The 20,466-nt window shown below is 68.3% G+C and carries 19 protein-coding genes; 10 read left to right on the top strand and 9 right to left on the bottom strand.

From position 1 onward, the window contains the following. The first annotated feature begins 130 nt into the window (after positions 1-130). Positions 131-1,573 (top strand): CCA tRNA nucleotidyltransferase, encoded by a 1,443-nt coding sequence (locus tag ACFVGW_RS13595; protein ID WP_385852075.1) that lies wholly within the window; start codon positions 131-133, stop codon positions 1,571-1,573. 74 nt (positions 1,574-1,647) lie between these two features. Here ACFVGW_RS13595 and ACFVGW_RS13590 read toward each other — a convergent pair whose 3' ends face one another. From ACFVGW_RS13590 to ACFVGW_RS13580, 3 genes are all read right to left on the bottom strand, one after another. Then, on the bottom strand, positions 1,648-2,907 hold the full coding sequence (locus ACFVGW_RS13590; protein WP_385852074.1) for an MFS transporter: 1,260 nt from the start codon (positions 2,905-2,907) through the stop codon (positions 1,648-1,650). A 77-nt stretch (positions 2,908-2,984) separates the two neighbouring features. Then, positions 2,985-4,067, bottom strand: coding sequence for an inositol-3-phosphate synthase (locus tag ACFVGW_RS13585; protein ID WP_352188551.1), 1,083 nt, complete (start codon positions 4,065-4,067; stop codon positions 2,985-2,987). Between the two features lie 48 nt (positions 4,068-4,115). Then, positions 4,116-4,805: a helix-turn-helix transcriptional regulator gene (locus ACFVGW_RS13580; protein ID WP_352188552.1), complete on the bottom strand. Its 690-nt coding sequence runs from the start codon at positions 4,803-4,805 to the stop codon at positions 4,116-4,118. A 532-nt stretch (positions 4,806-5,337) separates the two neighbouring features. Between ACFVGW_RS13580 and ACFVGW_RS13575 the strand changes: the two genes are divergently transcribed. The 3 genes from ACFVGW_RS13575 (at position 5,338) to ACFVGW_RS13565 (ending at position 9,533) form a co-directional block, all read left to right on the top strand. After that, positions 5,338-5,511 carry a hypothetical protein gene (locus tag ACFVGW_RS13575; RefSeq protein WP_385852251.1) on the top strand — a complete coding sequence of 58 codons (174 nt, stop codon included), beginning with the start codon at positions 5,338-5,340 and terminating at the stop codon, positions 5,509-5,511. Then, positions 5,508-7,886, top strand: coding sequence for a transglycosylase domain-containing protein (locus ACFVGW_RS13570; protein ID WP_385852242.1), 2,379 nt, complete (start codon positions 5,508-5,510; stop codon positions 7,884-7,886). Before ACFVGW_RS13575 ends, ACFVGW_RS13570 begins: the two co-directional genes overlap by 4 nt. Positions 7,887-8,012: 126 nt before the next feature. Then, a complete protein-coding gene (locus tag ACFVGW_RS13565) occupies positions 8,013-9,533 on the top strand; it encodes a glycosyltransferase family 87 protein (protein WP_385852073.1) in 1,521 nt (506 codons plus the stop codon). Positions 9,534-9,555: 22 nt separating this feature from the next. Here ACFVGW_RS13565 and ACFVGW_RS13560 read toward each other — a convergent pair whose 3' ends face one another. The 3 genes from ACFVGW_RS13560 to ACFVGW_RS13550 all read right to left on the bottom strand — a co-directional run bounded on the left by ACFVGW_RS13560 (position 9,556) and on the right by ACFVGW_RS13550 (position 12,229). Then, entirely contained in the window at positions 9,556-10,587 is a 1,032-nt protein-coding gene (locus ACFVGW_RS13560) for an alanine racemase (RefSeq protein ID WP_383227571.1), read from the bottom strand. Positions 10,588-10,684: 97 nt separating this feature from the next. After that, positions 10,685-11,803: a peptidoglycan bridge formation glycyltransferase FemA/FemB family protein gene (locus ACFVGW_RS13555; RefSeq protein WP_352188555.1), complete on the bottom strand. Its 1,119-nt coding sequence runs from the start codon at positions 11,801-11,803 to the stop codon at positions 10,685-10,687. 126 nt (positions 11,804-11,929) lie between these two features. Continuing rightward, positions 11,930-12,229 carry a hypothetical protein gene (locus ACFVGW_RS13550; protein WP_385852072.1) on the bottom strand — a complete coding sequence of 100 codons (300 nt, stop codon included), beginning with the start codon at positions 12,227-12,229 and terminating at the stop codon, positions 11,930-11,932. 284 nt (positions 12,230-12,513) lie between these two features. Between ACFVGW_RS13550 and rpsF the strand changes: the two genes are divergently transcribed. The 4 genes from rpsF (at position 12,514) to rplI (ending at position 14,223) form a co-directional block, all read left to right on the top strand. Continuing rightward, on the top strand, positions 12,514-12,804 hold the full coding sequence (rpsF, locus tag ACFVGW_RS13545; RefSeq protein WP_004950685.1) for a 30S ribosomal protein S6: 291 nt from the start codon (positions 12,514-12,516) through the stop codon (positions 12,802-12,804). 74 nt (positions 12,805-12,878) lie between these two features. After that, positions 12,879-13,463 (top strand): single-stranded DNA-binding protein, encoded by a 585-nt coding sequence (locus ACFVGW_RS13540; protein WP_352188557.1) that lies wholly within the window; start codon positions 12,879-12,881, stop codon positions 13,461-13,463. A 58-nt stretch (positions 13,464-13,521) separates the two neighbouring features. After that, positions 13,522-13,758, top strand: a complete 237-nt coding sequence (gene rpsR / locus ACFVGW_RS13535; RefSeq protein ID WP_005315025.1) for a 30S ribosomal protein S18 — start codon at positions 13,522-13,524, stop codon at positions 13,756-13,758. A gap of 18 nt (positions 13,759-13,776) precedes the next feature. Next, on the top strand, positions 13,777-14,223 hold the full coding sequence (rplI, locus tag ACFVGW_RS13530; RefSeq protein ID WP_315894947.1) for a 50S ribosomal protein L9: 447 nt from the start codon (positions 13,777-13,779) through the stop codon (positions 14,221-14,223). Between the two features lie 90 nt (positions 14,224-14,313). On the opposite strand, the gene ACFVGW_RS13525 is transcribed toward rplI, so the two are convergent. Further along, a complete protein-coding gene (locus ACFVGW_RS13525) occupies positions 14,314-15,651 on the bottom strand; it encodes an MATE family efflux transporter (protein ID WP_385852071.1) in 1,338 nt (445 codons plus the stop codon). A 425-nt stretch (positions 15,652-16,076) separates the two neighbouring features. Between ACFVGW_RS13525 and dnaB the strand changes: the two genes are divergently transcribed. Next, the gene (dnaB, locus tag ACFVGW_RS13520) at positions 16,077-17,561 is read left to right on the top strand and encodes a replicative DNA helicase (RefSeq protein ID WP_352188559.1); all 1,485 of its coding nucleotides are present in this window, start codon (positions 16,077-16,079) and stop codon (positions 17,559-17,561) included. An 11-nt stretch (positions 17,562-17,572) separates the two neighbouring features. On the opposite strand, the gene ACFVGW_RS13515 is transcribed toward dnaB, so the two are convergent. After that, the gene (locus tag ACFVGW_RS13515) at positions 17,573-18,277 is read right to left on the bottom strand and encodes a DUF4232 domain-containing protein (protein ID WP_385852070.1); all 705 of its coding nucleotides are present in this window, start codon (positions 18,275-18,277) and stop codon (positions 17,573-17,575) included. 276 nt (positions 18,278-18,553) lie between these two features. On the opposite strand from ACFVGW_RS13515, the gene ACFVGW_RS13510 reads away from it, so the two are divergent. Further along, positions 18,554-19,936, top strand: a complete 1,383-nt coding sequence (locus ACFVGW_RS13510) for a serine hydrolase domain-containing protein (protein WP_385852069.1) — start codon at positions 18,554-18,556, stop codon at positions 19,934-19,936. Between the two features lie 36 nt (positions 19,937-19,972). Here the strand turns inward: ACFVGW_RS13510 and ACFVGW_RS13505 are convergent, their stop codons facing one another. After that, entirely contained in the window at positions 19,973-20,431 is a 459-nt protein-coding gene (locus tag ACFVGW_RS13505; protein WP_385852068.1) for a MarR family winged helix-turn-helix transcriptional regulator, read from the bottom strand. Between the last annotated feature and the right edge of the window lie 35 nt (positions 20,432-20,466).

Genomic DNA, 20,466 nt, shown 5'->3' with positions numbered 1-20,466 from the left:
GTCCACGCATGGTAACGAGGCACGCTGGGAGCAAGTGCCGGGGACTGCTCCAGCCGATCTCGAGCGGATCACCGGACCCCCGGGAAAACGGGGACGTCGGCGGGGGCCGGGGCACGTACCCTTTTCTGTTGTGCCGAACGCCAACGAAGACACCCCGACTGCACTGAGCCAGGTGCAACGCCGCGCGGTCAGCGAACTACTGCGCGTGTCCCCTGTCGCCGACGACCTCGCCGTCCGTTTCCAGGAAGCAGGGTTCAGCCTCGCGCTGGTCGGCGGTTCGGTGCGGGACGCGTTGCTCGGGCGGCTCGGCAATGATCTCGACTTCACCACCGACGCCCGGCCCGAGGATGTCCTGAAGATCGTCCGCCCGTGGGCCGACGCGGTCTGGGAGGTCGGGATCGCCTTCGGCACGGTCGGCTGCCAGAAGAGCGGCTACCAGATCGAGGTGACGACATACCGCTCCGAGGCGTACGACCGCACCTCGCGCAAGCCCGAGGTCTCCTACGGCGACTCCATCGAGGAGGACCTCGTCCGGCGTGACTTCACCGTCAACGCCATGGCCGTGGCTCTGCCGGCGAAGGAGTTCGTCGACCCGTACGGCGGCCTCGACGACCTTGCCGAGCGGGTGCTGCGCACTCCGGGCACCCCGGAGGAGTCGTTCTCCGACGATCCGCTGCGGATGATGCGCGCGGCGCGCTTCGCCGCCCAGCTCGACTTCGAGGTCGCCCCCGAGGTCGTCACGGCGATGACCGACATGGCCGGCCGTCTGGAGATCGTCTCCGCGGAGCGGGTCCGTGAGGAGCTCAACAAGCTGCTGCTCGCCGCTCACCCCCGCAAGGGGCTCGGTCTGCTCGTCGACACGGGTCTGGCCGGCCATGTGCTGCCGGAGCTGCCGGCGCTGCGGCTCGAGAGTGACGAGCACCACCGGCACAAGGACGTCTACGAGCACTCCCTGACCGTTCTCGACCAGGCGATCGATCTGGAGGAGGACGGGCCGGATCTCGTGCTGCGTCTTGCCGCGCTGCTGCACGACATCGGCAAGCCCCGCACCCGTCGCTTCGAGAGCGACGGTCGTGTCTCGTTCCACCACCATGAGGTGGTCGGCGCGAAGATGACCAAGAAGCGCATGACGGCGCTGAAGTACTCGAACGAGATGATCAAGGACGTTTCGCGTCTGGTGGAGCTGCATCTGCGCTTCCACGGATACGGAACCGGCGAGTGGACCGACTCCGCCGTCCGCCGCTATGTGCGCGACGCGGGCCCTCTGCTCTCGCGGCTGCACAAGCTGACGCGCTCGGACTGCACGACGCGGAACAAGCGCAAGGCCGGCGCCCTCTCGCGGGCCTACGACGGGCTGGAGGAGCGGATCGCCCAGCTCCAGGAGCAGGAGGAGCTGGACGCGATCCGGCCCAACCTGGACGGCAACCAGATCCAGGAGATCCTCGGCATCCGCCCCGGCCCGGCCGTCGGGCAGGCGTACAAGTTCCTGCTGGAGCTGCGTCTGGAGAACGGGCCGATGGAGCACGAGGCGGCTGTCGCGGCACTCAAGGAGTGGTGGGCGACTCAGAGCTGAGTCCGCGCGGTCGATGTTTCACGTGAAACATCGACCGCGCGCATCGACGGAGGGGTGATGTTTCACGTGAAACATCACCCCTCCTTCCGTCGTCTCCACAGCATCAGGGCGATCGACGCATAGACGGCGGCGACCATCACCACGACAGGGACGGACCGGCCGTCGGGTGGCAGCATCAGTGCCGCGACCGCGGCCGCGCCGACGAAGGCGACGTTGAAGAGCGTGTCGTAGAGCGAGAAGACCCGTCCGCGGTAGGCGTCGTCCACAGATGTCTGGACGACCGTGTCCGTCGCGATCTTGGTGCCCTGGGTGACGAGCCCCAAGAGGAAGGCCGCGATCATCAGCGGGGTCTGCGCGAAGGGCAGCCCCAGCACAGGCTCCAGAACGGCCGCTGAGCCCGAGCACACGATCATCCAGCCGAAGGGGCCGAACCGCCCGATCGCCCAGGGCGAGATGACGGCGGCTGCGAAGAAGCCGGCTCCGGAGAACGCCACGGCGATCCCGAGCAGCGCGAGCCCTTCCGACTCCGTGGAGCTCCAGGCATAGCGGCAGAGCATCAGCACGGTCACGGTGAGGGCGCCGTAGCAGAAGCGCATCAGGGTCACCGCGGCCAGTGCGCGGGCCGCGGGACGCCGCTCGGCCAGATGGCGCAGTCCTGCCACGAGTCCACGGGCCGTCGAGGCCAGCGCGGCGCGAAGCCGGGGCTGGACGAGGTCCGGGTCGGGGCCGAGGAGTTCCCGGGGCATCCGCAGGGAGGCGAGGGCGGAGCAGAGATAGAGGAGGGCGCCGAGCATCACGACGGCGGCGTCGGAGTCCTCGGACAGGATGCGTACTCCGAAGGCCAGACCGCCGCCCGCGGTCGCGGCCACGGTACCGGCGGTCGGGGATAGGGAGTTGGCGACGACCAGCCGCTCGTCGTCGACGACCCGTGGCAGCGCGGCCGAGAGTCCGGCGAGGACGAAGCGGTTGACGGCCGTCACCGACAAGGCGGAGGCGTAGAAGAGCCAGTCGGGTACGGAGGCCAGCATCAGCACGGCGGTACCGCAGGCGAGGAGGGTTCGCAGGAGGTTTCCGTAGAGGAAGACCTGGCGTCGCGGCCAGCGATCCAGGAGCACGCCCGCGAACGGTCCGACGAGGGAGTACGGGAGGAGCAGCACGGCCATGGCGGAGGCGATGGCCGCGGGGGAGGTCTCCTTCTCGGGGGAGAACACGACGTACGTGGCCAGCGCCACCTGGTAGACCCCGTCGGCGCACTGGGAGAGCAGACGGACAGCGAGGAGGCGGCGGAAGTTCGTCAGGCGCAGGAGTACGCGCAGATCACGTACGACGGGCATGGCAGCAAGACTCACATACGAAGAGGGCCCCCGGGTGAAAGACCGGGGACCCTCGATCGACGAAGTGGATCAGCGCCTCAGCGCTCGACCTCGCCCTTGATGAACTTCTCGACGTTGGCGAACGCCTCGTCGTCGAAGTACTGCACCGGCGGGGACTTCATGAAGTACGAAGAGGCGGAGAGGATCGGGCCACCGATGCCCCGGTCCTTGGCGATCTTCGCGGCGCGCAGCGCGTCGATGATGACACCGGCCGAGTTCGGGGAGTCCCACACCTCGAGCTTGTACTCCAGGTTCAGCGGAACGTCACCGAAGGCGCGGCCCTCGAGGCGGACGTACGCCCACTTGCGGTCGTCCAGCCAGGCCACGTAGTCCGACGGGCCGATGTGGACGTTCTTCTCGCCCAGCTCGCGGTCGGGGATCTGCGAGGTGACGGCCTGGGTCTTCGAGATCTTCTTCGACTCGAGGCGGTCGCGCTCGAGCATGTTCTTGAAGTCCATGTTGCCGCCGACGTTGAGCTGCATGGTGCGCTCAAGACGGACACCGCGGTCCTCGAACAGCTTCGCCATCACGCGGTGCGTGATGGTGGCGCCGACCTGGGACTTGATGTCGTCACCGACGATCGGGACACCGGCCTCGGTGAACTTGTCGGCCCACTCCTTGGTGCCGGCGATGAAGACCGGGAGGGCGTTGACGAAGGCGACCTTCGCGTCGATGGCGCACTGCGCGTAGAACTTCGCGGCTTCCTCGGAACCCACGGGCAGGTAGCAGACGAGCACGTCGACCTGCTTGTCCTTGAGGACCTGGACGACGTCCACGGGAGCCTCGGCGGACTCCTCGATGGTCATGCGGTAGTACTTGCCCAGGCCGTCGAAGGTGTGGCCGCGCTGGACCGTGACGCCCGAGTTCGGGACGTCGCAGATCTTGATGGTGTTGTTCTCGCTGGCACCGATGGCGTCGGAGAGGTCGAGGCCGACCTTCTTCGCGTCGACGTCGAAGGCGGCGACGAACTCCACGTCACCGACGTGGTACTCGCCGAACTGGACGTGCATCAGGCCGGGCACCTTGGACGCCGGGTCGGCGTCCTTGTAGTACTCGACGCCCTGCACCAGCGAGGCGGCGCAGTTGCCCACGCCGACGATGGCTACGCGAACCGAACCCATTCCGGTTGCTCCCTGTGTGATCGTGGAAGCCCTGCGGGATGCAGGGATTCACTTGGCGGTGTCGTCGGACGGATCCGGCCGGGTACTGCCCCCGTGCCGGGGCAGGCCGCCCGTTTCTCCAGAATCGTTGTCGTGCTGAGCGGCGCCCTCGGGGGCGTCGGGACCGGATCGCTGATCCCGTCCCGCCCGCTCGCTCTCGATGAGCTCGTTCAGCCAGCGCACTTCGCGCTCCACGGACTCCATTCCGTGGCGCTGCAGCTCAAGTGTGTAGTCGTCGAGGCGCTCGCGTGTGCGGGCCAGAGAGGCGCGCATCTTCTCCAGACGCTCCTCCAGCCGGCTGCGGCGGCCTTCCAGTACGCGCATCCGCACCTCGCGCTCGGTCTGACCGAAGAAGGCGAAGCGGGCCGCGAAGTGCTCGTCCTCCCAGGTGTCCGGGCCGGTGTGGGAGAGGAGCTCTTCGAAGTGCTCCTTCCCTTCGGCCGTCAACCGGTAGACGATCTTGGCGCGGCGTCCTGCGAGTGACGCGGCCAGGGCATCCTCGGGGGCGCTGCCCGGCTCCTCGATCAACCAGCCGTTGGCGACCAGCGTCTTGAGGCAGGGATAGAGGGTCCCGTAACTGAAGGCCCGGAAGATGCCCAGCGAGGTGTTGAGCCGCTTGCGCAGCTCGTACCCGTGCATGGGCGCCTCGCGGAGCAGGCCGAGAACGGCGAATTCGAGGATTCCCGAGCGCCTGCTCATCCGTCCCCTCCTCCGCTGTCGGGTGCCCTTATGCCGTACTGATGTATCGACTCGATACATCACGACGATAGAACGGCCATCCTGCTGCGACAAGTGGGGCCACGGTGACCGGCGTCACATCGTCAATTCACAGCAATTGACTTGCCTGATTTGGGGTGAACTTCGGCTCTAGGTGGGTTTTGGCCGTGCGTAGTCTGTGCGGCATGCAGACCACCGGGAACCGAGCGACGCCGCAGTGCGTCAGTGATCGGGGTGACCGGCTGCGGTACGGGAGGGCTTCTGGTGAAGCTCGGCCGTGCGCATTTCGGGGGGACCGGAACTCAACTGCCGCTTCCAGGCGTACGCGCCTGCCCGAGGAGTAGTCGTTCGATGAGCGAGCATCGTCGCAAAATGCCGCAGTCGCAGCCGCCGAGTGGCGGCCGCGCGGCGGCCCGGCGCGCCGCCCAGCAGCCCCAGGGCCGCCGGTCGGCCCAGGGACGGGATGTCAGCACCGGCTCCCCTTCGTCTGGGTACGGAGAGGAGACCACCTACGGTGGACGGGCCGAGGCCCGTCGTGCCGCGCAGCGCGGAAGCCGTCGGCGTGCGCCCGACGGCGGCGCGGGCGGCGGCCACGGCGGTGGCCGGCGTGGTGGTGGAGGCGGCGGACAGGGCGGTGGCCCGGGTCGCGGCCGTGGGGGCGGTCGTCCTCCGGGCAGGAAGCGCCTGATCGACTACCCGCGGTACGACAAGTACGGCTGGCGCCGCTGGGTGCCTTCCTGGAAGCTCGTCTCAGGCCTCTGCCTGGCGTTCCTCGGCCTGGTGATGGGTGCGGCGACGATCGCGTACTCCCAGGTCGGGATCCCGAAGGAGGCTCTGGCCGCCAAGGCGCAGAACAATGTCTACTACTGGTCCGACGGCTCGCAGATGGCCGCGACCGGTGGTGAGGTCAACCGGCAGATCATCGGGATCGACCAGATCCCGAAGGACATGCAGAACGCGGTGATCTCGGCCGAGAACAAGACGTTCCGTGACGACTCCGGCATCGACCCGATGGGCATCGGCCGTGCCGTCTGGAACATGGCCAAGGGCGGCGAGACGCAGGGTGGCTCCACCATCACCCAGCAGTACGTGAAGAACAACCTGCTCAACGACCAGTCGCAGACCCTGTCTCGCAAGGTCAAGGAGCTCTTCATCTCCATCAAGGTCGGCGCCGAGATGGAGAAGCCCGAGATCATGGCGGGCTACCTGAACACCGCCTACTACGGGCGCGGTGCCTACGGCATCCAGGCGGCGGCCCGGACGTACTTCGGGAAGGACGCCAAGCACCTCAACGCGAGTGAGTGCGCGTTCCTCGCTTCGCTCCTCAAGGGTGCGACCTACTACGACCCCGCCGGCTCCACCGAGATCGACCCCCAGGCGACGCCGCAGGCGAACCTGAAGCGGGCCACGGAGCGCTGGTCGTGGATCCTCGACGAGATGGTCAAGGACCAGCACCTCACCGCGGCGGACCGGGCGAAGTACCCGGCCTTCCCGAAGGTGCAGCCGCCGAAGAAGAACGCCCAGCTGACCGGTCAGGTCGGCTACCTGGTGAGCACGGCCAAGGCCAACTTCATCAACAACCACCCGGGGATGGACGAGAAGAAGCTCGCCGGGGGCGGTTACGAGATCTACACGACCTTCGACAAGAAGAAGGTCAAGGCTCTCGAGGACTCCATCAAGAAGGTCTACGACGAGCACATCGACCCGAAGAAGCGGCCGAAGGAGGACACTCACGTCCAGTTCGGCGGTGCCTCGGTCGACCCGAAGACCGGTGAGATCGTCGCCCTCTACGGCGGCACCGACGCCACCAAGCACTTCACCAACAACGCCGACCAGACCGGTGCGCAGGTCGGATCGACGTTCAAGCCGTTCGTGCTGGCCGCGGCCATGGAGTACGGCGTCCGCGACCCCGACGAGGGCAAGGTCCAGGACGCCACGACCCGCACCATCGTCGACCCGAACAAGAGCCGCTACAACGGCAAGAACAAGCTTCGGATCAAGAACTACGACGGCACGGTCTGGCACAACGAGAACGGCGAGGAGTGGCTCCAGGTCAACGACGATGACGCGAGCTACGGCCCGATGAGCCTGCGCGAGGCGATGATCCGCTCCGCCAACTCGCCCTACGTGCAGCTCGGCATGGACGTCGGCATCGACGAGGTCCGCAAGACGGCCGTCAAGGCCGGTCTGCGGGAGGGCTCGCTGGTCAAGGCCAACGTGCCGTCGTTCTCCCTCGGTATCTCCGACCCGAGCGCCATCCGCATGGCCGGCGCGTACGCGACCTTCGCGAACAACGGCGAGCGCAACGACCCGTTCTCCGTGAAGGAGGTGAAGGAGAAGGGTCAGGTCATCTACAAGCACGAGTCGAAGACCGAGCGGGCCTTCTCCTCGGCGGTCGCCGGCAACGTGACCGACGTCCTGCGCGATGTCGTCGAGAACCCCAAGGGCACCGGCCGCAAGGCCGCGATCCCGGGCCGGGACGTGGCCGGCAAGACCGGTACCACCGACGGCAACAACTCGGCCTGGTTCGTCGGCTACACGCCGAACCTGTCGACGGCGATCGACATGTACCGCTTCGACGACGACGAGAGCAAGGAAGGCCGTAAGTTCCTGTCGATGTTCGGTACGGGCGCCCAGCCCAAGATCCACGGTTCGTCCTTCCCCTCGCAGATCTGGAAGGACTACATGACCGACGCGCTGAAGGGCATGAAGGTCGAGTCGTTCCCGGAGCCGGAGGACCTGGACGCGGAGGCCGTCTTCGGCGGTGGCGCCGCCAGCCCCACCCCGACGCCGACCGAGACCCCGTCGCAGTCGCCGTCCGCGACCATCACTCCCTCGCAGACGCCGTCGCAGACGCCCAGCAAGTCGCCGGGCCCGGACAAGTCCTGTGACGTCTGGGACTGGCCGTGCGACGACACCGGCCAGAACGGCGGTCAGAACGGCGGCCAGGACGGCGGACCGACGGGGACGCCGACGACGCCGACGACTCCGACGTCACCGACGCCGACGGACACCGGCAAACCCGGCAGGGCGAGCGGCGGGAGCGGCTGGCTGGGCGGCTGACGAACCGCCCACCGGTCCCTGTCCGGTAGCGCCCCGAGGGCCGCGGTACCCGGCACGTACGTACACGTACGTCGCCCGGTACGGCGGCCCTCACCGTTTCCCGGGGACGTACGGCAGGATGTCCCCATGCCGAGCCTCCACAAGACGAGTCCGCAGCGGGACCGGTCGCAGAACCCGGCGACGGTGTGCCCCACCCGTCGCGACGAGGTCGCCGCGGCGGGCAGCGAGCTGATCGGCGGGCCGGTCGGCCGCCGGGCCCTGCTCGGCAGCGGGCAGTTCACCCCTGTGCGGGTGATCGCGCTCGTGGTCATCGGGATGTTTGCGCTCGGCATGGTGCAGAAGATCCCGTGCTACGACTGGGCCTGGTTCCGGGGCACCACCTCGCAGTACACCCACGCCTGTTACTCCGACATTCCCCATCTCTTCGTCGGACGCGGGTTCGCCGAGGGTCTGGTTCCGTACTTCGACCGGCTGAGCGGCGACATAGAGTTCCTGGAGTACCCGGTCCTCACCGGTCTGTTCATGCAGGTCGCGGCCTGGCTCACGCCCGGTGGCAGCGACCTCGTGCACCGCGAGCAGATGTACTGGATGGTCAACGCGGGCATGCTGATGGTCTGCGCCGTCATCATGGCCGTCTGCGTGGCCCGTACGCACCGCCGCCGCCCCTGGGACGCCCTCCTGGTCGCCCTGGCCCCCGCGTTCGCGCTCACGGCGACGATCAACTGGGACCTGCTGGCCGTGGCGCTGACCTCGGCCGCCGTCCTGATGTGGTCGCGCGGCCGCCCGCTGGCGTTCGGCGCCCTGCTCGGCCTGGCGATCGCGGCGAAGTTCTACCCGTTCCTGATCCTGGGGCCGCTGTTCCTGCTGTGCTGGCGGGCCGGCCGCTGGCGCGAGTTCGGCGCGGCGCTGATCGGGGCGGCCGGTGTGTGGCTCGCCGTGAACCTGCCGGTCATGCTGCTCGCGCCCGAGGGGTGGAAGCAGTTCTACGCCTTCAACGAGGAGCGGAACGTCGACTTCGGGTCCGTCTGGCTGCTGATCAGCCAGCGCACCGGCGAGCAGATCTCCCCCGGCAGCGCCAACACGTACACCATGGTGCTGATGGCGATCGTCGCAGCGGCCCTCGCCGTCCTGGCGCTGACGGCGCCCCGTCGGCCCCGGTTCGTCCAGCTGGCCTTCCTGATCGTGGCCGCGTTCGTGCTGACCAACAAGGTGTACTCGCCGCAGTACGTGCTCTGGCTCATCCCCCTCGCCGCCCTCGCCCGGCCGCGCTGGCGGGACTTCCTGATCTGGCAGGCGTGCGAGGTCATGTACTTCCTGGGCATCTGGATGTACCTGGCCTTCACCACCAGCGGCAACAAGCAGGGACTGCCGACCGACGGCTACCACTTCGCGATCGTGCTGCACCTGGTCGGCACGCTGTACCTGTGCGCGGTGGTCGTGCGCGACATCCTGGCGCCCGAACGGGACGTGGTGCGGCAGGACGGCTCGGACGACCCCTCCGGGGGCGTCCTGGACGGCGCTGAGGACGTTTTCGTACGGGGCAGGGCGGCCCACCCCGCCCGGCACGCGGCCCCGTCCGTGGAGGGGCCTCGCGTGGAGTGGGGAGTCCCCGCCGACGGGACTCCCCGGGACCCGCGGGCGGGTTAGGGCCCGTCTTTCGGATCAGGCCCTAGCGCTCGACGAGCCGGTCGAACTGCGTCGTGGTGTGCCGCAGATGGGCCACGAGCTCGTCGCCCACCTTCGGCTCCTGCGCGTCGGACGGCACGAACAGGATCGACACCTGCATGTGCGGCGGCTCGGCGAACCAGCGCTGCTTGCCCGCCCAGACGAACGGAGAAAGGTTCCGGTTGACGGTCGCGAGACCGGCGCGGGCCACGCCCTTGGCGCGCGGCATCACACCGTGCATCGCCTTGGGCGCCTCCAGACCCACTCCGTGGGACGTACCGCCGGCGACGACCACCAGCCAGCCGTCGGAGGCGGCCTTCTGCTGGCGGTAGCCGAAGCGGTCGCCCTTGGCGACGCGCGTGACGTCCAGGACCGCACCGCGGTACTCGGTGGCCTCGTGGTCGCCCAGCCAGAGCCGGGTGCCGATCCGGGCGCGGAACCGGGTCTGCGGGAACTGCTGCCGGAGCCGGGCCTGCTCCTCGGCCCGCAGGTGGCTGACGAACATGGTGTGCAGCGGCAGCCGTGCGGCCCGCAGCCGGTCCATCCAGCCGATGACCTCCTCGACGGCGTCCGTGCCGTCCGTGCGGTCCAGGGGCAGGTGGAGGGCGAAGCCCTCGAGCCGCACGTCCTCGATGGCCGCGTGAAGCCGTCCCAGGTCCTCCTCGAGGATGCCGTGGCGCTTCATCGAGCTCATGCACTCGATGACCACACGTGCGCCCACGAGGGCGTGCACGCCGTCCACGGACGACACGGAGCGGACCACGCGGTCCGGCAGCGGCACCGGCTCCTCGCCCCGCCGGAACGGGGTGAGGACCAGCAGGTCGCCGCCGAACCAGTCCTTGATCTTCGCGGCCTCGTACGTGGTGCCCACGGCGAGCATGTCCGAGCCGAACCGGGAGGCCTCGTCGGCCAGCCGCTCGTGGCCGAAGCCGTAGCCGTTGCCCTTGCAGACCGGGATCAGGCCGGGGAACTGGTCGATCACGGACTTCTGGTGCGCCCGCCAGCGAGCGGTGTCGACGTAGAGGGAGAGCGCCATGGCCGGCCCGGAACCTTTCTGGTGGCTGCGGTGTATCAAAGGTGTGTACGAGACTTACGAGATTACGTACGAGGTTACGGGCGCGACGGCCCGCCCGTCAGCGACGCGACATGTAGATGTCCAGCGCCTTGTGCAGGAGCTTGTTGAGCGGGAAGTCCCACTCGCCGACGTACTCCACCGCCTCGCCGCCCGTTCCCACCTTGAACTGGATGAGACCGAAGAGGTGGTCGGTCTCGTCGAGCGAGTCCGAGATGCCCCGCAGGTCGTAGACGGTCGCGCCCATCGCATAGGCGTCGCGCAGCATCCGCCACTGCATCGCGTTCGAGGGCCGGACCTCGCGGCCGATGTTGTCGGAGGCGCCGTAGGAGTACCAGACGTGCCCGCCGACCACGAGCATCGTGGCCGCCGAGAGGTTCACGCCGTCGTGCCGGGCGAAGTACAGCCGCATGCGGTTGGGGTCCTCGTTGTTGAGGACGGTCCACATGCGCTGGAAGTACGAGAGCGGGCGCGGGCGGAAGTGGTCGCGGACGGCCGTGATCTCGTACAGGCGCTGCCACTCGGCGAGGTCCTCGTAGCCGCCCTGGACGACCTCGACACCGGCCTTGTCGGCCTTCTTGATGTTGCGGCGCCACAGCTGGTTGAAGCCCTTGAGGACGTCGTCGAGCGAGCGGTTGGCGAGCGGTACCTGGAAGACGTAGCGCGGCTGGACGTCACCGAAGCCGGCGCCGCCGTCCTCGCCCTGCTGCCAGCCCATCTTCCGCAGCCGGTCGGCGACTTCGAAGGCACGCGGCTCGATGTGCGAGGCCTCGACGTCCTTCAGCCGCTTCACGTCCGGGTCCTGGATGCCGGACTTGATCGCGGCGGAGTCCCAGCGGCGGATGACGACCGGCGGGCCCATCTTCACGGAGAAGGCGCCCTGCTGCTTGAGATGCGCGAGCATCGGCTGCAGCCAGTCGTCGAGGTTCGGGGCGTACCAGTTGATGACCGGGCCCTCGGGCAGATAGGCCAGGTAGCGCTTGATCTTCGGCAGCTGACGGTAGAGCACGAGGCCCGCGCCGACGAGCTCGCCGGACTTGTCGAACCAACCCAGGTTCTCCGACCGCCACTCGGTCTTCACATCAGCCCACGCCGGGACCTGGCAGTGGCTCGCCGAGGGCTGGCTCTGGATGAATGCCAGATGCTGCTCACGGCTGATGGTCCTCAGGGTCAGGCTCACGGGGCGCTCCTCGGCAGGTGTGTCCCCATCGGTTCAGGGGCTCCGGCTCTCGCGCCGAAGCCTACTGTGACCGGGGAGCGCCCCGATGGGACGTGTGTCCCTTGGCCGGTGGCCGACCCGGATGCCTCAGATGAGGCCCCCGTAGAACATGCCGAGATAGAAGCCCACCGCCGAGGCTCCGAGCCCGACGATCAGGGCGAAGCGCTCCCTCGTCGTCACGGAGATGAACTGGCCGAACGCGCCGGTCACGATGCCGATCAGTCCGGACCAGGAAGCCAGCACGTGCAGGCTGTGGAACTGCGCGGTGATGAAGGAGAGGACTCCGAGGAAGAGCGTCACCGCCATCAGGGTGTCCTGGAGCGGGTGGGACCTGCCGTCGGTGGCGAGGAGGGAATGTCCGGGGTCGGGTCGCATTGCCTGTGCCATGGGGCACCTCCTGGCGTGGCTGCGGGAAGGCGGCGCATCGTAGCGCCGCCGACATCCGTTGTGTACAGATTGCGTCCCCCCACCACCGGATTTCAACCGGAAGCGGATGTGCGGGTACTCTGTACGGTCTGCACCGGTGTCTGCCCTGGTCCGTCTCGGACCTCGACGGTCTCCTCGCTCGCCGAGGGGCATTGTCAGTGGCGGCCGATACCGTTGCTTACGCATCACGACCCTCCTGCCACGGAACGACCGTGGCCGCTGAGTCCAAAGGAGGTGGGTTCCACATGCGTCACTACGAGGTGATGGTCATCCTCGACCCCGATCTCGAGGAGCGCGCTGTCTCCCCGCTGATCGAGAACTTCCTCTCCGTCGTCCGTGAGGGCAACGGAAAGGTTGAGAAGGTCGACACCTGGGGCCGTCGTCGTCTCGCCTACGAGATCAAGAAGAAGCCCGAGGGCATCTACTCGGTCATCGACCTGCAGGCCGAGCCTGCGGTCGTCAAGGAGCTCGACCGCCAGATGAACCTGAACGAGTCGGTCCTCCGGACCAAGGTCCTCCGCCCCGAGACCCACTGAGCATCTAGCTCAGAGGTCATCGGGTTCGAGTAGCAGCAAGCAGCCAGAAGCAATCCCGCCGAGAGGTTCATCCAATGGCAGGCGAGACCGTCATCACGGTCGTCGGCAATCTTGTCGACGACCCCGAGCTGCGCTTCACCCCGTCCGGTGCGGCGGTCGCGAAGTTCCGTATCGCGTCCACCCCCCGCACCTTCGACCGTCAGACCAATGAGTGGAAGGACGGCGAGAGCCTGTTCCTGACCTGCTCGGTCTGGCGTCAGGCGGCGGAGAACGTCGCCGAGTCGCTCCAGCGAGGCATGCGCGTCGTCGTGCAGGGCCGGCTGAAGCAGCGGTCGTACGAGGACCGCGAGGGCGTCAAGCGCACGGTCTACGAGCTGGACGTCGAGGAAGTCGGCCCCAGCCTCAAGAACGCCACGGCCAAGGTCACCAAGACCACCGGTCGAGGCGGCCAGGGTGGCTACGGCGGCGGTGGCGGCCAGCAGGGCGGCGGCAGCTGGGGTGGAAACTCCGGTGGTGGCCAGCAGGGTGGTGGCGGTGCTCCCGCCGACGACCCGTGGGCGACCAGCGCGCCGGCCGGTGGCGGCCAGCAGCAGGGCGGCGGAGGCAGCTGGGGTGGAAACTCCAGCGGCGGCGGCTACTCGGACGAGCCCCCCTTCTAGGGCACTCCCCTCGAAGGCAGCTCGTACCCAAACTTCTTGATCACACAGGAGAAACACCATGGCGAAGCCGCCTGTGCGCAAGCCTAAGAAGAAGGTCTGCGCGTTCTGCAAGGACAAGACCGCGTACGTGGACTACAAGGACACGAACATGCTGCGGAAGTTCATTTCCGACCGCGGCAAGATCCGTGCCCGCCGCGTGACCGGCAACTGCACGCAGCACCAGCGTGACGTCGCCACGGCCGTGAAGAACAGCCGTGAGATGGCGCTGCTGCCCTACACGTCCACCGCGCGATAAGGGAAGGGTGACCGAAAAATGAAGATCATCCTGACCCACGAGGTCTCTGGCCTCGGTGCCGCCGGCGATGTCGTCGACGTCAAGGACGGTTACGCTCGCAACTACCTGGTCCCGCGTGGTTTCGCGATCCGCTGGACCAAGGGTGGCGAGAAGGACGTGGCGCAGATCCGCCGCGCCCGCAAGATCCACGAGATCGCGACCATCGAGCAGGCCAACGAGATCAAGGCCCAGCTCGAGGGCGTGAAGGTGCGTCTGGCCGTTCGCTCCGGCGACGCCGGCCGCCTCTTCGGCTCCGTGACCCCGGCCGACATCGCCACGGCGATCAAGTCCGCGGGTGGCCCCGACGTCGACAAGCGTCGCGTCGAGCTCGGTTCGCCGATCAAGACCCTGGGCTCGCACCAGGTGTCCGTGCGTCTGCACCCCGAGGTTGCCGCGAAGCTCGGCGTCGAGGTCGTCGCCGCGTAACGCTGCTCTCAGCAGTAAGGAAGGGCCGCACCCCTCGGGGTGCGGCCCTTCCGCCGTTTCACGTGAAACAGGGCGTTTCACGTGAAACATTCACCGCGTGGCGCCGGTGACGATCCAGCGTCCGGAGCGCGAGCGCAGCCAGAGCGTCAGCATCCGGACCGTCATCATCAACGTCATCGCCCACCACAGCGCGGTGAGCCCACCGCCGAGCGCGGGGACCAGGAGCGCGACCGGGGCGAAGACGGCCAGTGTGAGCAGCATGGCCCAGGCCAGATAGGGGCCGTCGCCCGCGCCCATCAGGACGCCGTCGAGGACGAAGACCACACCGGCGATCGGCTGGGAGACCGCGACGACCAGAAGAGCCGGGAGCAGGGTGTCCTGGACCGTGGTGTCGCCGGTGAAGAGTGGGATGAAGAGCGGGCGGGCGAGGATGAGGAGGGCGCCCAGGACGACTCCGGAGACCACACCCCACTGGACCATGCGGCGGCAGACCTGCCGGGCGCCGTCGGCGTCGTCGGCACCGAGGTACCGGCCGATGATGGCCTGGCCGGCGATGGCGATCGCGTCGAGTGCGAAGGCCATCAGGCTCCACAGGGACAGGATGATCTGGTGGGCGGCGACCTCGGCGTCACCCATGCGGGCCGCGACAGCGGTGGCGATCAGCAGGACCGCGCGCAGGGAGAGCGTACGGACGAGGAGCGGGGCACCTGCTTGGGCGCTGGCGCGTATGCCGGCCGCGTCCGGTCGGAGGGAGGCGCCGTGGCGCCGCGCTCCACGGACCACCACGACGAGATAGACGGCGGCCATGGCGCACTGGGCGATGACCGTGCCCCAGGCGGAGCCGGCGATGCCCAGGCCGGCGCCGTAGACGAGGGCCACGTTGAGAACCCCGTTGGCCGCGAAGCCTCCGATGGCCACGTACAGCGGTGTACGGGTGTCCTGGAGGCCGCGCAGGACCCCGGTGGCGGCCAGGACCACGAGCATGGCGGGGATGCCCAGGCTGGAGATGCGCAGATAGGTGATGGCGTACGGGGTGGCCGTGTCCGAGGCGCCGAAGAGGTCGACCAGCCATGGGGCGGCGGGCAGGGTGACGGCGACGACCGCGGCTCCCAGCAGGAGCGCCAGCCAGATTCCGTCCATGCCCTGGCGGATGGCTGCCGTGAGGTCGCCGGCTCCCAACCGGCGGGCGACAGCGGCCGTGGTCGCGTAGGCGAGAAAGACGAAGACGCTGACGGCTGTCGAGAGCAGGGCGGCCGCGATGGCGAGACCGGCGAGCTGCGGAGTGCCGAGGTGTCCGACAATGGCGCTGTCGACCATGAGGAAGAGCGGCTCGGCGACGAGCGCGCCGAAGGCCGGAACGGCGAGCGAGATGATCTCTCGGTCGTGCTGCCGACGGGCGGCCTTGGGGGTCGGGGGAGCCTGGGTCATGGGTCTCAATCTAATCTTCCACAGGTAAGCGATGCAATGGGTCAGGAGTCCTTACATTCGCTTGGTGTGGAGCTTCGGGTGTGCGCCGTTTGTTCTGATCTTGGTCCGGAGTGAAAAGTTTTTCTCCCCCACAGCCCGTGGATCGAAAAGCCGCAGGTCAGGGCGGTGTCGCGGCTGGGGTTATGAGTTTGTCCACATGGCTGTCCCCCGGTCCGTGCACAGGTTCGGCGGGGTTCTCCACAGCATCTGGTCGTTCACCCACAGGCCCTGTGGATAACCAGATTGGCTGACGGTGCCGACGGGCCTACCGTGGTCCGGCGCACGACGCGCCAGAAGCGGAGTCAAAGCCTCTTGTTTGTCCGAGCCGTGGCGTAAGAAAGAGTGGCACGGCGAGGTCCGCGGAGCGGACGGGAGGAGGTGGCTTGGTGAGCATTCCCGAGCCCTTGGACGACCCCTGGGCCGACAGCGGACCGAGTGACCGGCTTCCCGTCGCACGACCCCGTGGCGAGAGCCGTGGACGCGGCAGGGGCCGTGAGGACCAGCACGACCGCGGCAGCGACAGCGGCCCGTGGGACAGTGGTCTGTCCGGCTTCGAGCGGGTGCCCCCGCAGGATCTCGACGCCGAGCAGTCCGTCCTCGGCGGCATGCTGCTCTCCAAGGACGCCATTGCGGACGTCGTGGAGATCATCAAAGGCCATGACTTCTACAAGCCCGCCCACGAGACGGTCTACGCGGCCATCCTCGACCTGTACGCGAAGGGCGAGCCGGCCGACCCGATCACGGTCGGTGCGGAGCTCACCAAGCGGGGCGAGATCACCCGTGTCGGCGGGGCCTCCTATCTGCACACGCTCGTCCAGTCGGTGCCGACCGCGGCCAACGCGGCGTACTACGCGGAGATCGTTCACGAGCGCGCCGTGCTGCGCCGGCTCGTGGAGGCCGGCACCAAGATCACGCAGATGGGTTACGCGGCCGACGGCGACGTCGACGAGATCGTGAACTCGGCCCAGGCCGAGATCTACGCGGTCACCGAGCAGCGCACCACCGAGGACTATCTGCCCCTCGGCGACATCATGGAGGGTGCCCTCGACGAGATCGAGGCGATCGGCTCGCGCAGCGGCGAGATGACCGGTGTTCCGACCGGTTTCACGGATCTCGACCAGCTCACCAACGGTCTGCACCCGGGCCAGATGATCATCATCGCGGCCCGACCCGCCATGGGTAAGTCGACGCTCGCCCTGGACTTCGCACGAGCGTGCTCCATCAAGCACAACCTGCCCAGCGTCATCTTCTCCCTCGAAATGGGCCGCAACGAGATCGCGATGCGTCTGCTCTCGGCGGAGGCCCGGGTGGCGCTGCACCACATGCGCTCCGGCACGATGACCGATGAGGACTGGACCCGGCTGGCCCGCCGGATGCCCGACGTCTCCCAGGCCCCGCTCTACATCGACGACTCCCCGAACCTGTCGATGATGGAGATCCGCGCCAAGTGCCGTCGGCTGAAGCAGCGTGCCGGGCTCAAGCTCGTGGTGATCGACTACCTCCAGCTGATGCAGTCCGGCGCCAAGCGGTCCGAGAGCCGTCAGCAGGAAGTCTCGGACATGTCGCGAAACCTCAAGCTCCTGGCGAAGGAGCTCGAACTGCCGGTGATCGCGCTCTCGCAGCTGAACCGTGGCCCCGAACAGCGCACCGACAAGAAGCCGATGGTCTCCGACCTGCGTGAATCGGGATCGATCGAGCAGGACGCGGACATGGTCATCCTGCTCCACCGCGAGGACGCCTACGAGAAGGAGTCCCCGCGCGCGGGCGAGGCGGACATCATCGTGGGCAAGCACCGAAACGGTCCGACGGCGACGATCACGGTGGCCTTCCAGGGCCACTACTCGCGCTTCGTCGACATGGCACAGACCTGACCGAGGCTCGCTCAGCCGGCGGGGGAGCCGCTGACCTTGCCGACCGGGGTGATCTGGAGCGGGCGGCTCGGGGAGTCCGGGTTGTCGACCGGGAGCGAGCCCGCAGGCCACTTCAGGCTGATCGTCTTCGTCTCGTTCGGCGGGGTCACGAGGATCGTGGAGATGCGGACACCCGAGCCGCCGCTCGTGTTGAGCGGGAACGAGATATTGAAGGCGGCGGACTCGCCGTGCTTGAGAACACCTGCCGGAGGCTTGTCGCCGTTGCGTGCGACGGACAGGATGTCGCCCGCCGCGGTCTTCAGATCGACGCCGGCGAAGCCGCGGATCGTGCAGTCACGGCCACCGCCGTTCTTGAGCTGAACCGTGACGATGCCCTCCACCTTGTCGGTGGTGTTGTCGACAGCACTGACCTCCAGCTCGTCGCTGCGGCAGATGCCGGCAGACGTTCCGCCGGAACTCGAGCCCGACGTGGATCCGCCGGCACCGCTGCTGCTCTTGCCGTCGCCCGTGCCGCTTCCGCCGGTGGCCGTGGCCGCGTCGGTGGGGGCGGCACCGGTGCCGCTGCCCGAAGGAGCGGAGGACGCGGAACCGGCGGGCTTGGTGTCCGCGGGCTTGGCTTCCGTGGCTCCGGAGTCGCCGTTGCAGGCGGTCAGGGCGAGAGCGCTGACCAGCGTGAGGCCGGCGAGGAGCGTCTTGGTGGCGTGCGTCAGCTTCATGTGTTCCCCGTGGAGTGTGGTGGTGACAGCGGCCGGTCGGTGCGTCCGTCCGGCTCGGCAACAGAGAATCCGTTCCAGCCGAGTACGGGCAAGCGGACCTGCGGTATCAGGGACGCTGGAATGCCAGGACGGTTCTGACCTGCTGAAACGCCATGCCCTGGAACGCTGCCGTGGGACGCGTATGACGCTTCGTCGGAGTCGAACTCGCTCCCGCCACACGGGTATCCGACGCGAAATGTGGTCGACGCCCGCGCGGCCGCAGCGTTGGATCAGTGCATGACCTCACCTCTCGAAGCTCTGCTTCCCAGTACCGAACGGGCGCTGCTGCACCGTGTAGCGGTCGCCCAGTCCGAGGGCCGTACGCCCTCCTTCGTCGGGGCTGTGGCCCGCGACGGGAGGATGGTGTGGAGCGGTGCGCGCAGCTGCGTCGACGGGCACGATCCGGACGCCGACACGCAGTACCGGATCGGCTCGCTCACCAAGGTCTTCACCGCCGTGCTGGTCATGCGGCTGCGTGACGAGGGCCTCCTGGATCTGAACGACCCTCTGGAGAAGCATCTTCCGGGTACGGGCGTCGGCGAGACGACCATCGCCCAGCTCCTCGCCCACACGGGGGGTCTCGCGGCGGAGAGCCCCGCTCCGTGGTGGGAGCGGACGCCTGCGGCGGTCAGGCCGAAACTGGCCGATGTGCTCGGGGAGGAGCCCATGCTCCACCCGGTGGGGCGTCACTTCCACTACTCCAACCCCGGCTACACGCTGCTCGGTTCGCTGGTCGAAGCGGTACGTGGGGTCTCCTGGGAGGAGGCGCTCCGGGGCGAGATCCTGGAGCCGCTGGGGCTGACGCGCACGAGCGTGCAGCCGGTCGCTCCGCACGCCGGTGGCTGGGCTGTTCACCCGTGGGCCGATGTGATGCTGCCCGAACCCTCCGAGGATCTGGGGCTGATGGCGCCGGCCGGACAGCTCTGGTCGACGGCCGAGGACCTCTGTCGCTTCGCGGTGTTCCTCGCACGGGGCGACGACCGGGTGCTCGGCGCGGCCTCGGTCGAGGAGATGCGCACCCCGGCGTCGGCGCCGGGTGCCGGAGACTGGGAGGGCGGCTACGGACTCGGTGTCCAGCTGCTGCGCAAGGACGGGCGGACCCTGATCGGTCACACCGGTTCGCTGCCGGGCTTCGTCGCCTGTCTCTGGGTGTGCATCGAGGACGACGTCGCGGCGGTCACTCTCGCCAATGCCACGTCCGGGCCGCTGATGGCGTCGGTGGCGGCCGATCTCGTAAGGATCGTGGCGGAGGCCGAGCCCCGGTTCCCCGAGCCGTGGCGGCCGGTACCCGAGGCCGAGGTCGATCGGGAGCTGCTGGAGCTTGCCGGGCCCTGGTACTGGGGTACGTACGCGTTCGGGCTGCGCCTTGGCGCGGACCGCGGTGTGACCCTCGAACCGCTGAGCGGTGTCGGACGGCGGGCGACCTTCCGAGCGCTGCCGGAGGGCGGCTGGATCGGACTGAACGGCTACTACCTGGGGGAGACACTCCGCCCGGTCCGTCGTCCTGACGGCTCGGTGAGCCATCTCGATCTGGGGTCGTTCGTCTTCACCCGGGAGCCGTACGAGCAGAGTGACGCGGTCCCGGGCGGAGTGGACGAGGCCGGCTGGCGCGGACTCTGAGCGGCTGTTTCACGTGAAACAGGCCATCGAGGACCGCTAGGCGGGAGCGTGGGGGCCTTCGACGACGCGGACCAGGGGTGCCAGCTCCGGGTTCTTGGCCGCCTCGTCGAGGGCTTCGCGCAGCGCCCGGTCATTTGTGGGCCGGGCCTCGGTGAGGAGTTCCATGCCCGCCTCGGTGACGTCGGTGTAGATGCCGCGGCGGTCGGTGGCGCAGAGGTAGCGGGTCAGGAGACCTCGGTCCTCCAGGCGGGTCACGAGCCGTGTGGTGGCACTCTGGCTGAGGACGACGGCGTCGGCGACCTGCTTCATCTGGAGATGCCCGCCGGGGCCGCTGTGCTGGCGGCTGAGCACATCGAGCAGGGAGTACTCGCGGACGCTCAGGCCGTGCTGCGACTCCAGAGCGCGCTCGATGTGGGACTCGATCCTGCCGTGCAGCAACGAGAGGGCACACCAGCCCTGGGAGAGGGCGGTGAGTGCGGGGGCGGTCGCGGTCATGGTCTCTCCTCGGTCCGGAGCGGCTTCCCCCAGAG

The organism is Streptomyces sp. NPDC127129 (assembly GCF_042671585.1).
Lineage (GTDB): Bacteria > Actinomycetota > Actinomycetes > Streptomycetales > Streptomycetaceae > Streptomyces.
The sequence above is the reverse complement of the archived record's forward strand: the minus strand, read 5'-3'. Positions and strand labels throughout refer to the sequence as shown.